At 59.6% G+C, this 16986-nt stretch carries 1 protein-coding gene (running past one end of the window); it reads left to right on the top strand.

Annotated features, from left to right (window positions below; genetic code table 11):
* Nucleotides 1–96: 96 nt before the first annotated feature.
* A protein-coding gene (locus ACS0VV_RS07670; RefSeq protein ID WP_483532126.1) for a tandem-95 repeat protein crosses the window boundary here: on the top strand, nucleotides 97–16986 show its 5' portion. The gene runs 16761 nt beyond the window's last position; 16890 of the gene's 33651 nt are visible here — the first part of the coding sequence; its start codon is at nucleotides 97–99; its stop codon lies off the right edge, out of view.

Below are 16986 nucleotides of genomic sequence, written 5' to 3'. Positions count from 1 at the left end.
CGTGAAGACTGCCAAAAAACTGCATCACCTTTGTCTCGCCTTGCAGCGTGAAGAGCGTCTGGCTGGCGCGCAATCCTGTGAAAGGAGCGCGATCTGATGGATGAAGAAGCCGATCTCGTAACCGATGTCAGCCTGTCGAGCGGCAACCCCGAGCCGTTCGTGGGTGAAATCGTCACCTTCACGATCCGCATCACCAATGACGGCCCCGATACCGCCACCAATATCCGCCTGACCGGCCTGCTCCCCGAAGGCCTCATGCTGATCGCCTATGACGCGGCGACGGGTACGTATAACGTCATCTCCGGCCTGTGGCAGATTGCCGCGTTGGCGAGCGGGGCGTCGACCACCCTCGTGATTACCGCGTTTGTCGAGGCAGGCTATGCCGGGCAAACGCTGACGCTGGAGACCAGTGTCGCTACTTCCGACCTGACCGATCCCGATGCCAGCGGCGACGACCTAACCGAATCGGTCGATGTGCAGGTTGGGATCGGTGGCGGTCTGGGCGGCGGCGGCGGCGGCGGTGGTTCGGGCGGCAGCGGTGGCGGGGGTACGACACCCTCTGTCTTCAATCTCGACACCTATGTGACGCTCGTTAGCGGCAACGACACCCCTGCCGAAGGGGACGAGGTGACCTTCCGTGTCACCGTACTCAACACCGGCAATGTTGATGCGACCGGCGTCAGTCTTGATACTTTCTTGCCCGAAGGACTGGAGCTTGTTTCTGCCAGCGTTGCGGGCGGAGTGTACAATTCGGGGGCAGAGATTTGGTCGATTGGCTCGCTCGCTGCCGGACGCGGCGTAACGCTGGAAATCACGGCGAAGGTGGGGGAGGGGACATCGGCCGACACGCTGGTTTTCGCAACGTCCGCCGCAACCGCCAACCAGTCGGACGCAATCGATAATGACACGCTGTCGGATTCGGTGACCGTCGAGAACGAAACCGATCTTGTCACCACTTTATCTCTGGTCAGTCAGCACAATCCCGTGCCCTCCGAAGGCGATCAGGTAACATTCGAAATCCGGATCGAGAATATCGGCCCCGCATTGGCGAGCGCGGTGTCGCTTTTGCATTTGCTTCCCGAAGGTCTCCTGTTTGTGTCGGCCAATGCCAGCAGCGGGGTGTATGATGAGGCGACGGGCGAATGGGCGGTCGAGGAAATTCCTTCGGAAGGTTTTGTCACCCTTCAGATCACCGCCGAGGTAGAGCCCGGTTATGCCGGTGAGACGATTGCCCTGACCATTGATCCGCCAACCGCAGATCAGGAGGATCCGGATTCTTCGGGCGATGATCTGGAAGAAGAAGTCGCCATCAGCAATGATGCCAATCTGGTCACCAAGCTGACGCTGATAAGCGATACCTCTACGCCCAAAATCCTCGATACCGTTACGTTCAAGATCGAGGTCACCAATCAGGATTTCGGCCCGACTTCGGATGGCAATGGCGGGGAAGTGCCCGGCAGGAAGACCGCGAGGGTAGAAAACTTCACGCTCAACACCACGCTGCCCTTTGGCCTCGAGCTTTTGTCTTTCAGCACCAGCGACGGATCGTTCAACGAATTTGCCGAGCAATGGACGATAGACCAGATCGATCCCGGACAGACCATTACGCTGGAAATCACGGCGCAGGTCGAGGAAGGCTATGACGGGCAAGAGATCACCTATGATCTGCCCCAGCCGACCATTGACCAGAACGATCCCGAAACGGCGGACGACGATCTGGAAGAGACGATCAATGTCGAACCGCTGCCCGAACCCGACCCGCCTGCACCGGAAATCGAGAAGGGCTCGCTCGACGAGGTGCTTCTCGCGCTGCTTGCGCTCGATGCCTACAATCGCGGTTACGACGCGAAGATCCAGGTCGACGGCAATGCGCTGGGCGATACCATCACCGTCGAAGAGGATAGCCTGAGCCTCGGCAGCGCGCTCAATCAGGATATCGGCTTTTTCGCGCAAAGTTATCTGCTCGACGGGAAAAAGGTCATTTCCTATCGCGGCACCGATGGTGCGATCGATATCCTGACCGGCTGGTTTGTCGGCGCGGGCGGTTATGCCGAAAAGCTGGCGGGCCTGATTGCCGGAGCGAGCCAGGCCGAAGCGGCTGCGCTGTTTCTCCAGCAGATTTCGGGCAACGAGAACTACTATGATCTCGGCGGTGACAAGGTCATCACCACCGGACACAGCCTTGGCGGCGGCCTTGCCGGCTTTGCCTCCTATCTCTCCGGCGGGACGGGTGTCGGTTTCGACCATATGCCCTTCGGTTCCGCAGCGCTCGCTGTCTTCCTTGGCGCGGTGCGGCAGGAAATCCTCGAATACAATGCGCGACCGGAAAACGCCGAGAACCAGATTCCCGAAGATGTCGAGATTACCGAGGATCTGCTTCTTCGTCTGGAAATGCACCAGCCCAGTTTCGATGATTTCCGCGGCGTTTCGCTGGCGCTCGAAGTCAATGCGGGACTGCGCAATGGCGGTTATGCGATCGCTCTGGGCGCCTTGGCCAATGCCGTCATCGGCGGGCCGCTGGGCGCATTGATCGGCACCGTTGGTGCGGTGATCGGCGGCGAACAGATCGCGGCAGAGAACCAAATCGATCAGGAAGTCAAATCGGCGCAGGGCTGGACGAATGTCAATCCGATAACCCGGCATTCGATGGCCATTCTCACGATGCTGCTTTGGGCAGAGCGAGAAGAAACGCTCAACCCAGATATCGCGTCATGGAAGAGCGGCGGCATCGCCAATGCGGGGCTTTGGGCGCTGGTGAATGATGACATCGCCGGGGCGGCGAACATCGATGATACCGTCAACAGCGAGATCGGCACCGCCCTGAACGAGCGGATGAGCAGCGCGATTGCCTATTCGCTGCTCGAAGGCGGCAACACGCCGTTTGGCGATTCCGGCATCCGGGCCCTGTTCGATGACTGGTCGGACCTTGGCGCAGTGGTCAGCGCCTCCAACGCCAATCCGTTCTTCAGCAAGTTCGTTCAGTGGGACCTGCTTGCGCCGCTGCAGGGTTTTCAGCAGGATGTGAAGACCACGCTAACGCGCATTGCCACGCAATATGCGGCGGCATTGGCGGGCTACAAGATTGTGAACACCGACGCCCGCAACGGCGTGCTCGCGATCAGCAATGACGGCAAGACGCTGATTTTCGATGCTTCGGACGAGCTGTGGGTAGACCAGCTGGGTGGCAACAATGTCGATCCGATCGACCTGCAGAATTTCCGCGACGCGGTGTTCGGCGAAGGCGATGACGGCTTGTTGCAGAAGCTGGCGCGTTTCCTCGGGATTACCGATGCCAATGACGTCGCCAATGTCGGCTGGGCCAATCCCGATCAGGAAATCTTCAACCGCTTCCACATGGCGACAACCACGGACGATGCGACCTTTGTCCTCGATACGCGGGGCTATGGCACGCGCCCCAATGAGGTGGACGTCTTCCTTGGCGGGAGCGGGAACGAGACCATCACCGGCACTGACGGCGACGATCTGATTATCGGTGCGGCAGGGAATGATATCATCCGCGGCGGAGACGGCGACGATCTGCTGTTCGGCGGCGACGATGATGACGAGCTGGACGGCGGCGGCGGCAAGAACCGGCTCGTCGGCGGCGAAGGTGACGATACCGTCAAGTATTCGGACACCGAGGGCGATGCGGGCGTCAAATTCCAGCTGGTGATAGCGCCCGAAAACGAGCCGGGTATCGAAGGCGTCGACAAGCTGAAAGTCCAGCTCAAGATCACCGGCACCGATGGTGCGGGCGAGGCGGTTGACGATATCCTGTTCGGCATCGAAGACCTGATCCTTACCGACAAGCGCGACGAGGTGACCGTCAGCGCCGATCAGGTGTTCGATTTCTTCCGCGAAGAGCTGGTGATCGATCTGGGCGATCCGAGCGGGTCGGGCAGCGACGGCGATTTGCTGACCTTCGAAACGCGCGACGGGATTTTCAGCGAAGCGGGGGTCTATTTCCGCAACGGCTATGCGCAGCAAGCGACTTTCGCGGCCGAAGTCTATCACGCGACGAACTTCCTTTTCGTCGCGCAGCCTGCCGTCCTGTACGGGCTGCTGCTGGCCGAAGATCTGACCTGGCCGAGCGACAATGTCCGTTTCAAAGGTATCGACAATGTCACGCTGACCGATCTGGATGACCGCTTTGTCATCGATATTTTCAACAATCTTGGCGGCAGCGCGTTCTCCGGCAGTGGGGAAATCAAGGGCCTTGGCGGAGACGATGTGTTCTACATCACGCCGCTCAATGGGGTGACAGAGGACGACCTGACGATTGATGGCGGCGAAGGTGACGACATCATCGTGGTGGCGGGCCTCAATCCGATTACGACGGTTGGCGGCCCGGGTCGTGACCTGATCATTAATCTGACCGTTGGCGGTCATCTATACGGTGATAGCCAGACCAACCAGCAGCAGACCGGCGACGGTGGTGTCGGCTCGGTGCAAAACCCCGGCAGCGACCCCGACAATGCCGACCATTTCTGGTTCTCTCCCAATACGACGATCCACGATCCGCAGAAGGACGATATCATCAGCTTCTACGGGCTGCCGCTGAGCGGTGGTGATGCTGGTGCCACTTCGGTTGCATGGGCAGTGGGTGCCTATACCGGAAGCCTGGATGTGCTCGGTGCGGTCGGGAATGCTTTTGCCTTCACGGCGTGGACAACAAACGAAATCGGCTTCGGTCGAACTTTCTTTGAAACCTATTTGCCGTTCCTCGCTTGGCACGCCCCGTCCAAATCGAACTTCGCCATTTCCGATCAGGACGAAGCTGCAAACGTCATTCTGGTCAACCTCACCGATGTCCTGTTCCAGATCGCGACCGGTGTTATCGTCAACGATGTCCTGCAAATCGGCGACGGAGACGCCGATTTTACCGGCTATCAAGGCATTGTCGGGATGGAGGTCAAGTTCGCCGGAAACAACCTCTTCGGCAGCGGCCTCCTCAACCAGTTGTTCGGTTTCAACGCCGGCGCGGATTCTTTTGTTGCCTCGCTTGCCAACGACACCGGCGATTTTGGAACGCTGTTCAATTTTCCCAATCTGCTCGCGCTGATCCTAGGCGGGATTGGCGCTTTCGCCACCAAGATTGTCGAGGCTACACCCGCACTGGGTATCTGGATGCGGGCTCTTGAAGCCTACAGTCTGGCCGATCAAGCCTACTGGTTGGCTAGCGCGGCGGTACGCCAAGCGAAGAACCTCACCTGGGCAGCGGGCGGCGATCCCTTGGTGATCGACCTGGACGGCGATGGTCTCGAGTCCATTTCCGCTTTTGCCGACAACCGCTATTTCGACTGGGATGGAGACCAGTTCGCGGAATCCACCGCTTGGCTGGGCCGCGACGATGGTTTTCTGGTGTTCGACCGGAACAACAATGGCCGGATCGAAGACATCAGCGAGATGTTCGGGAGCACCGAGACGAGCGGTTTTGCCGATCTGGCGATCTACGATCTCATCGAAAATGGCGGTGACGGTGATGGCAGGATCACCGCGAATGACGCCATCTGGGCCGAACTGAAAGTCTGGCGGGACCGCGATAGCGATACCATTACTGATGCTGGCGAGCTGCTGTCGCTTGACGCGCTTGGCATTGTCGCTTTCGATCTCGACTTCACTCCGATCGATATCACCACGCCGCAAAATACCGAACTGCTGGCCTTCGGAGACATTGAATATGCTGACGGCTCGGTCGGCAAGATGTTCGAGGCGATCTTCGAATATTTCGATATGCGCACGGTCTACGCGGGCGAAGACGGGCTGGCGCCGTGGCAAACCGGAAACGAAATTGACAGCCGTGCCATTGGCTCGTTGACCACACTCGGCGTTGCCGCTTCGAATGACATCAACCTGCTGCAGATCGTCAACGACACCGCTGCGGCAATGACCACGCCCGATTTGCTGCTGCTGCGCGAGCAGGTCGGCGACATTCTCAGCTATTGGGGGCAGACGCAGAACCTTACCAAGGAGCTGATACCCGTTCTGTTGCAGGAGGATGGCGCAGGCGGCTTCACGCTGCTGGATCGCGGCATTTATCAAGAGGACGCGAGCGGCGGATACTGGATTCTGGCAAGCGGCAATCCGGTAACCGATTCAGGCGGCGCGGTGATCGACCGGCCCACGCTGGAAGATATCACCGCCATGGCTACCGGCCCCGGGCAGTCGTGGCAGGTCGAGCAGTCTTGGTCGCCTGCGACACGCGGCGAGGAAGTGCAGTTCCGCGAGGAAGCACCCTATCTCGGCGAAGTGATCAATGGCCGCTTTGTCGTGGCCGACTATGGCATCCAGAACCCCGATGGCAGCTGGCGGCTCGCCAGCGGCAACCCGATTGTCGACGAATTCGGCGCCATAATCGCCGCGCCCACGCGCGAAGACTTGCTGCTTCAGGCCAAGGAACCGGCGCAGGAATGGCGCGTCGAAACGATCGGTTTCAATCCCATTGCCAATGTCGATGTCGAACATATCGGCGTGCGTTTTACCGACGGGATCGTTGTCGATTACACCGTTCGTGTCACCGATCAGGATGGCGATTTCTACGTCTGGGCGCGCAATCTCGACCGCGCGCTGGAGCTGCAATTCAAGACCGGCGATTCACGCGAATTCAACCTGCGCAATTTCGAAGTCGACTTCGCCACGCTGGACGAAGTCAATTCGCGCGAGGGCAGCACCTATCGCGTCGAACTGCTCACGCCGGGCCAGTTCCAGTTCGCGACCGCGCTTGCCGGTTACAATTTCCAGCAGGAAATGCTGACAGCGACACTGGATAATTCCACCGGCATTATCGATTACAAGGTGGCCGAGGGCGGCAGTTATACCCTGTCCGAAACCGAATATGATTCCGTCATCTACCCGATGATCGAATTGGTCAGCGCATCGGTTGCGCAATATGTGTTGACCTCCATGCGCATGAGCGTGCGCATCGCCATGCAGGGCGGCCTTGCGGACTTCTTCGACGGTGTCGAATACAGTATCGAAGACGACAAATACCGCCCGACAACAGACCGCGAACTGGCGCCTATGTTCGAGGCGATCCTGGCGGGTGCGCCGGCTTCGAACGAAAATGACGCGGTCTACGATTATCTGATCAACTGGCAGGACGTCCTCAGCCAGATGTATCCGGATTACGAGCCGGCGGACAAGCAGTACTTCTTCGATCCGGGCATTGCGCTCGATCAGGCCTTCGTGTTCCAGATGCTGCTGGCAGCATACCAGAACGTCGAGATCGACCTTGATATCTACGCGGCGGCCAACGCGCTGGCTGTCGATGAAACACGCATTATCGAACAGGCTGCATTGTCGACGGAGACGCAAGGACAGGCGGGCGTCAATTTCTTTATCCTCGGCGAAGGCAACCAGCGCATCGTCGGCAGCTACGAGCGTGATGCCGATGCATATAATCCGGGCGAGCAGCAATCGGATTTCTACTTCGTCGGCGCAAATCCCGGCAATGATATCATCTACGATTCCGATTTGGGCGATGAAGACCAGCTCCGTTTTGCGCATCTGACACCCGACGATATCAAGGCGGTGCGCGACGGGGAGGACATGATCCTCTTCTACAATAATGGTGCGAACTGGATCCGGCTGGAAGACCAGTTCCTTGGCGAGCGCAATCCGGTGCTTGGCAACGGGCAGCAATTGCAGTCGGGCGTCGATGCCATCATCTTCGCTGACGGTACGGTGTGGGACCGCTACCGGATGTCCTTTGCCGTGGTCGATTTTGAACGCGCCGCTCTCGACGAAGCCGATCCGCTAATCGGTTCGGGTTCGGGCGATATCCTGTTCGGCGGGCTCGGCAATGATTACATGAGCGGCGGCGCGGGCGGGGATACCTATATCTACCGCATCGGCGATGGCCATGATGTCATTGACGATCTTGGCAATTTCTCCTTCGGGCCGGTGAAGGCCGGGCTCGACTTCCTGATGTTCCGCGGGGACATTACCGAAGACCGGCTGAAGCTGATCCGCGATGGCGAGAGCGAAGATCTTATCATCAAGATCCTCGACGAAAACGGCAACGAAACCGAAGACAGCGTGACGCTGGTCGGCCAGTTTGGCGGTGTGCGGCTCAATCTCGGCCTGTTCAGCGAATTGCTGGGCGGCGATGACGGGCTCGATTACATCGCTCCGAACCTGATCGAGAAGATCGTTTTCGAAAAGGGCGCGACACTCGATTTCGCAACGATAGCGCAGCGCGTGATCGACAATGCCAAGACCGAATTCGACGATGCGATCTACGGGCTGCTGAACGACAATTCGCTGGATGGCGGTGCGGGCGACGACTTCCTGACCGGGAAAGAGGGTTACGACACCTATATCTACGGCCGCAATTACGGGCAGGACGTTATCTGGGATAACGATTTTTCCGCCGCCATTTTCGCGCCGCCGAAGGACGATTTCCTCGTCTTCCAGGACGATCTGCGTTGGACCGATTTCGATTTCCTGCGCGCCGGACGCGAGGACACGTTGCGCTTGCAGGTCAAGGGCACGACCGATCAGGTGATCCTGACCGATTATCTCGAATACGTTTTCCTGATCGGCTACACCAACCTCATCGAATTCATCACCTATGGCGACGGCACGCAGTGGACGTGGCTCGATCTGCTCGAACATTATGTCGCGATTGCGAAGACCGATGGCGATGACCTGATCTACGGGTTCGAGCGGGTGTCCGACCGCATGGATGGCGGGCTGGGCAATGACCGGCTGGAAGGTCTCTCCGGCAATGACGTCTATGTGCTGGGCGCCAATTACGGCACCGACACGGCGTTCGACGAGGGCGGTGATGACCGCATTGAATTCCTCGCTTTCGCCTCCACCGATGTCGAATTCAGCCGCACGGCGCTCGATCTGATTATCACCGTTACTGCGACGGGCGAGCGGATCATTCTGGAAAACCAGTATGTCCGCGCCGGGGTGCAACAATACGCCATCGAAACCTTTGTGTTTAGCGACCGGGCGCTGGATTTCCGCGATTTCAATCCGGAAGATATCGATCTGGTCGGCACCAATGGTGACGAGACGATAACCGGCTCCAACTTCGCCGAAACGTTCGACAGCCGCGCCGGTAATGACACGATGATCGGCGGCGATGGCGGCGACATCTATCTGTTCGATGTCGGTTACGGCAACGACACCATCACCGATGTGCGCGAGCGCGCGCACTGGCTTGATCGCCGCGGCGTTATTGTGCCGAAGGACGATATCGTCAAATTCGGCGATGACATCACCCTCGACAATGTCGTCTTCACGAAGGATGGCAACGATCTGCTGATCTCGGTGCAAGGGCGGTCGGATACGCTGCGCATCCGCAACCAGTTCCTCAATATCGATAACGGGATCGAACGCTTCGAATTTGTCGGCGGGGATTTCCTGACCATCGCCGATGTCGAGGAATTGCTGCAGATTGCCGGTGGTAACCGTGGCGATAACATCATCACCGGTGTGATCGATGCCGAAAACACGCTCGACGGGCGGCAGGGCAATGATCTGCTGATCGGCGGCAATCGCGCGGATGATTACGCTTTCACCGCGGATTATGATTTCGACACGGTGCAGGAACGGCCCGACCAGGCTGGGGTGATCGACCGGATCATATTCGGTGCCTCGGTTACCCGCGACACACTGATAATCACCCGTAACGGGAATGACCTGCTGATTGATCTTGGCAATGGCAGCGATGTGCTGACCATTCTGGGCGCTTTTAGCGGCACCAGCGTGGAGGAGTTCAACTTCGCCGACGGCACCGTGCTGACCTTCGACGACATTATCGACCTTATGCTCGCGGGCACCGATGGCGACGACAATCTCGTCGGGTTGGACATTCGCAACGACACCTTCCTGTCTTCGGCAGGTTCGGATGCGATGATCGGCGGGCTGGGCAATGATACCTACCATTTCGGCATTGGCGATGGCGACGATCTGATCGATGACCGGGGAGGGGTGGATACCATCGTCTTCGGGACGGCCGTAACCCCTGAGAATGTGACGTTCCTGAATATTGCCGGTGATCTGCTTATCCGGATCAACGGGACGGAAGACCGGCTGGTCGTCAAAGGCGGATACCGCACGACGCCGGTGGAGAATTTCCAGTTTGCCGACGGCACCGTGCTCGACATCGAGCAGGTGCGCACGATCATCCGGTCGGAGCTATCCAATGCCGGGCAGGATCTGCTCGACACGCGCGATTTCGAGGAAGGCATCGCGCTGGAACCGGGCACGGGGTACGACCGCGTCATCATGGGGCAGGATCGCATCATCCTGCTGCGCGCCGGAGACGGGCTCGACATCGTTGAAATGGGCAGCGGAGTTACGCAGGCGCTGGTCATGTTCGCCGATGTCTTCTCTTCGGGCGTGCGGGTGCGCCAGTCCGCCATCGACACCAACGACCTGATCATGTTCTTCGCCAATGGTGACCAGTTGCTCATCCGCGGAGCAGCGGGAACCGGCAAGCTGCCGACATTCCAGTTCGGCGATGGCGCGGTGTGGGATCAGGCCGATCTGGTGCAGGCTTCGATCGCGAGCCAGGTCAGCGCGGTCGACGACAATGTGCGCGGCAGCGACCTTGCGGACGATATCGCAGGCGGGCGCGGTGATGACCTGCTGCGCGGCGCGGGCGGCAATGATTCCTATTTCTTCACCGCTGGTGACGGCAATGACGTGATCGAGGATACGAGCGGCACTGATCGCCTCGTCATTACCGGTTACCGCGCGCCCGATCTGCTGGTGGAATTGCTGGCCGCAGGCAGTACCGATCTGCGCATCACTTTCGCAGATGCCGATGACAGCATTATCATTCTGAACAATGCGGTCGAAACCATTGAATTTGGTGATGGCAGTGTCATCACGAAGGCCGAACTGCTGGCCCGTGCGACGCGCGTCACCACCGATGCTGACGATCTGGTGATCGGCGATGCGGGCGCCTCGGTAATCGATGGCGGACCGGGGGATGACCTGATCCTCGATGGCGAGGGCGCGGACAGTTATTTCTTTGCGCTGGGCGACGGGCATGACCGGATCGCCATGCGTGCCGGCGCGGACGGGCTGGGCACGATCACTTTTGACGTCGGCATTGTCCCGGGCGATGTGACAGCAAAGCGGGATGTCGATGGCAACATCGTGCTGCTGGTGGGCGCCAATGGTGACCGGATCGCGATCCTGCTCGATTCCGCGATCGATCCCGAATCTCCCGTCGGCACGCTGGCCTTTGCTGATGGCACGACGCTGGCACTCGATGTGCTGGCGGCCGGGATTCTGCCAACCGATAGTGACGACACGATCAAGGTACCCACGCCGCAGCTCAATGCCAGCGGCGGTTCGGGCCAGAACCTGTTTGGCGCAGGCGGGGATGACCGGCTCGAGGGCGGTCGCGGCGATGATGTGTTCGATGGCGGCACGGGCAATGATACCCAGTTCGGCTTTGACGGTGCGGACACCTATTTCTTCGCGCGCGGCGATGGTCAGGACACGATCATCGACATCGACACCGATAGCGGCGCGGATATCGATACGCTACGTTTTGAGGCGGGGATTGCGCCAGCCGATCTGGTCTTCCTCGAAACGGGCCCCGCCGATCTGGTTGTCGGCATTGCAGGCACGCATGATCGTGTGCGGATTGTCGATTTCTTCGTCACCGGCTCGCTTGATCGCGGGGTGGAGCAATTCGTCTTTGCCAACGGCACCACATGGGACATGGCTGCCATTCTCGCCGCCATCGCGGCGGGCACGGCGGGCGATGATGCCATCGACTTCGGCACTTCGGTTGATGTCGGCGCCACCTTTGCGTCTACTGCGGGCGATGATGTGCTGGCGGGCGGCCGTGGCGACACGGTCTACACTTTCGGCACTGACAGCGGACGCGATACGATTATCGAAGGCAATTGGTCGGGCTCGGTTGACCGGCTGGAAATTGCCGCAGGGATAACTCCGACCGATCTGGTGGTGACGCGCCAGGGCAACGACATGATCCTCCGCCTGATCGGCAGCGACGCGCAGCTGCGCATCGTGGACCAGCTGGCGAGCGGCAGCCCGCGCGTCGATTCCGTGCTGTTCTTTGGCGGCACAAGCTGGAGCGCGGCCTTCCTCGCCACGCAAGTGGTGAGCGAAGAGGCTGCGCAGGCATTGCTTGATCCGTCAGGCAGCGAGGCCAATCCCTTTGCCGACCCGATCTTCACCGGCGGCGGTACCCCGACGCCAACGCCTTCGCCCACGCCTTCGGGCCCCGCCGATCTCGGCGCGGAGACGGTGACGGGCACCGCTGGCAGCAGTGATATCTATCGCCTGTTTGTTCCCGTTATCGACGATGCGGCGGGCGTGCCGCTCATCACCGATTTCGAAGCGGGCGATCTGGGTGACGTGCTCGATATCCGCATCGGCACCGGGCTTTCCGGCCAACTGGTCGCGCTGGCAAGCGGTTCGGACACGATAATCTATTTCGCAGCGGACGATCCGGTCGGGCTGCCCGGTGCGCGGCCTATCGTGAAGTTGCAAGGCGTTGCGCCTTCCGCGCTGACGGCGCTCAACCTGAACGGCGATCCCTTCACTGTGCCGGGTGCCGTGACGATAAACGGTACGACGGGCGCGGATACGCTGACGGGCGACTGGGACAACGAAACGATCAGCGGCAATAACGGCAACGATATTCTCAACGGCGGCCCCGGCAATGACTTCCTGCAGGGCCAAAGCAACGCCGATACCTACATCTTCGGGCGCGGTTTCGGGCAGGACATTATCGAGGACAATGCCGGTTGGCGCGGCGAGGCCGTGGACATTGTGCAGATGCAGCCGGATGTCGCGCCCGGCGATGTCCGCGTTACCCTGAGCGGTTCTTTCACGCTGGTTCTGACCATTGTCGAGACGGGCGATACCCTTACACTGCGTAACACGCTGAACGGTTCGGCCGACCTTATCGAGGAAGTGCGCTTCTCCGATGGCACCGTGTGGACCAGTGCGCAGATGCAACAGATGGCGCTTGCCAATCTGTTCGCCAACAATTTTGGCGACGATGATTTTGACGGCACGAGCGCTGGCGAAACCATCGACGGTGGCTTCGGTAATGACGATATTGACGCCAATAATGGCGACGATGTGGTTATCGGCGGCGTAGGTGATGATTCCCTGTCCGGCGGCAATGGTGGCGACCGGTACGAATTCAGCGCGGGCTTTGGCGTCGATTTGCTGGCCGATCAGGGTTGGAGCGGCACCGCCGACACGGTCTATTTCGATGCGACACTGAACCGCGCGGATTTGCGGGTGCGGATCGAGGGATCGGACATCATCCTCTCCTTCGCCGGTTCCAGCGACCGGTTGACGATCGAGGACACGATCACCGCCGATTACAACCGCATCGAGTTCTACGAATTCGCCGACGGAACAATTCTCACCCACGCCGATATCATGGCGCTGGGGCAGTTGCCGACTGATGGCGACGATTCCCTTCAGGGCGGTTTCGACGCCGAGACGCTCGCGGGCGCGGGCGGCAATGACTTCCTGCAGGCCTTTGCCGGCGATGACACGCTGATGGGCGGCACCGGCAATGACGAATTGCGGGGCGGCGAAGGCAATGATGTCTATGTCTTCGAAACCGGCTTTGGCAGCGACCTGATCTGGGATGTCGGCAGCGGCACCGATGTTATCGAATTCGGTGAAGGGATCGCTGCGGGGGATCTGCTGTTCGAACTGTCAGGCACCGATGATCTGATCATCCGCCTTGCGGGCAGCGAGGATACGATCACCATTCGCGACCAGCGCGTCAATGCGAGCTACCAGATCGAAACCGTCCGGCTTTTTGACGGCACAACCATCGATCTGGCAGCGCTCGTGACGACACTCATTTCCGCGACCGCTGCTGATGATCTGCTGTATGGCACCATGGCAGGCGATACGCTGGACGGGCTTGCTGGCAATGACCGGATTTTTGGCCGCGAAGGCAACGACATTATTACCGGTGGCGCCGGTAACGATTACCTGCAGGGCGACGCTGGCGACGACACCTATTTCTTCGCCCCCGGTTTTGGTCAGGACGAGATTTTCGATGCATCTGGCACCAACACGCTGGGTGACACTATCGAATTCGGCGCGGGCATCACGCAGGCCGATCTGATTATCGAGCGTCTGCCGGACGATGCGCTTGTCATCCGCATCAACGGCACCGAAGACCGCATTCTGCTGCGCAATCAGGACAGCAGCAGCTACATTATCGAAAACATCCGTTTCTCCGATGGTTCGACCCTCAACCGCGCGGGCTATCTCTCGCTGATCGACAATAGCGGCGATGATATCCTGATCGGCGGCTTCCAGGCCGATATCCTGAATGGCGGACCGGGCGACGACAGAATCGACTCGATCGGCAGCGATGGCAATATCATCACCGGCGGCGCGGGGAACGACTTCCTCGAAGGCGGCAGCGATATCGATATCTACCGGTTCGCGCCGGGATTCGGGCAGGATATCATCAGCGATAATGGCTGGTCGCATTCGAGCAATGCCGACCGGATCGAATTCGATGCCGCGTTCCGTTCGACCGATCTGGTCGTCTATCTCGCAGCGAATGGCACCGATCTGATCCTGAGCATCGCGGGCACGGATGACGAGATCCGCGTGCTCAACTGGCGCACAAGCGCCAACTGGCAAATCGAGCAGGTCGTCTTCAACGAATCCGGCCTGATCCTGACGCCCGCCAATTTGCTGGCTCTGGCTATTCCCGAACCCACCGGAGTGACGCTGTCGGGCGGGGCGGGCGCTTCCAATGTCCTTTCCGGCTCGGACGGAGATGATACGATCACCGGCCTTGCCACTGCCTCCGAAATCAACGGGCTTGCCGGCAATGACACGCTGATCGGGCAGGACGGTGACGATATCCTGACGGGCGGCACCGGCAATGACGATCTGCAAGGCGGCGCGGGCAACGATATCTATCGCTTTGCCGCCGGCTTCGGCCAGGACACCATTACCGACGATGTGGGCGCCATTACGATCGAGTTTGACGCCAGCATTCTGGCTGCGGATTTGCAGGTCGAAACCGACGGAACCGATTTCATCATCGAATTCGCCGGATCGGGTGACCGCTTGCGGATTGTCAACGGGGCGGAGACCGGCGAAGAGCTGGGCGTTCCGGTGGCGCTGCATTTCAGCGACGGAACCATCATCGACAAGGCTGCGCTTATCGCACAGGCGACACCGTTCAATGCCGATGGCCTCACCATTACGCAGCCCACCAATACGGATTTCGTGCTCACCGGCACACCGGGGCCGGATGGGCTGAACGGAGATGAATTCGATAATGAACTCTATGGCCTGCGGGGTGAGGACTACCTCTACGGCAACGAGGGCAATGATATCCTCAGCGGCGGGCCGGGCTTTGACTATCTGTATGGTTGGGGCGGCGTCGATACGATCATCTTCAATCTTGGCGACGGGCTGGACTATTTCGATGAAGCCTATGGCGACGTCGAAAGCGGCGGATCGGAATATGTCATCCACATGGGTACCGGCATCGCGCCGGGCGATATCGTGTTCGAGTGGAAGCAGGATGGCGGCTACAGCAACAATCTGATCATCAAGGTCGGTGACAATGATGCGCTTTACACGCGCTTCTTTGCCACGGTCGATCTGGTCACCGGAGAGATCATCCCTGACGGTGTGCCATCGTTCACCCGCATCACTTTCGAAGACGGCCATGCGCCCATCGAATGGGCCGATGCGCTTGCGGCGATTACGCAGACTTTCAGCACCGAGGTCACCGGCGCAGACGTCACTTCCGGCGAAACACTCACCGGCACCGATGGCGACGACCGGATTACCGCCATCACCGGCGACAACACGCTGATCGGCGGGGCGGGGATCGATTATCTGATTGGCGGCAACGGCTTCGATATCATTATCGGCGGTGCCGGTTCGGACGAGCTGGAGGATTACGAAGGCGGCGCGGAATTCCGCTTCTCTGCCGGTTTCGGCACCGACTGGCTCTATTCCTCGCGCGGCGGCACGGCGATCAATGCGATTGTCTTCGATGCGACGATTACCCCTGCCGATGTGCTCGTGGAAAAGGATGGCTACGACTACGTCACGCTGACCGTCACCAGCACCGGCGACACGATTGTCATCTGGAACATGGCGGACGAATTCAGCACCACCGACGGCGTCGACGAAGTGCGCTTCAGCGACGGCACGGTGTGGACCGCAGAGCAAATTCTCAACGCGGCAACCTTCTACGATTACGTCGATATCTATCCCGAATACACCTATGAAGGCGGCGCGGGTGATGATGTGATCACCGTTTCGGCGGGCGGGAACAACACGCTGCTGGGCAATGCCGGTAATGACATTATCACCGGCGGCTGGGATGCCGACACGATCACCGGCGGAACGGGTGACGATCTGCTGGTCGGCGATGATAATGACGATGTCTACCGCTTCAGCATCGGCTTTGGTCAGGACGTCATCGACGATTCCGGCTGGGCGATTGCGGGCAATGTCATCGAATTCGATGCGACGATTCTGCCTGACGATGTGCGGATCGAATATGATCCGGCGGTTTCCAGCGATATCGTTATCCGCGTAATCGGTACCGGAGACCGGATCACCTATCTGAACGGTGCGGATTTCGAGGCCTTGGGCTTCATCCGCTTCGCCGACGGCACCGAATGGACGCAGGCGGAGATCATCGCGCGGTCGGTGCTCCCCTATTCCGAAACCGTCACCGGCCCTGCCAGTGACGATTTGCTGACCGGCACCGCCAATGATGACACATTGAACGGCGAGCAGGGCGATGACGAGCTGATCGGCCTCGCCGGTGATGACACGCTTGATGGCGGCAGTGGCAATGACATCATCAATGCCGGCCCGGGCACCGATACCGCAATCGATCTGCGCGGGAACGAAACCTATCTGTTTGCCGCCGGCGATGGCCGCCTGACCATTACCGATAGCGACGGCACCGATGCCATCGTGTTTGCTGCGGGAATTCTGCCCGGCGATGTGACG

The sequence above is a fragment of the Aurantiacibacter sp. KMU-128 genome (genome assembly GCF_056933515.1).
The sequence above is the reverse complement of the archived record's forward strand: the minus strand, read 5'-3'. Positions and strand labels throughout refer to the sequence as shown.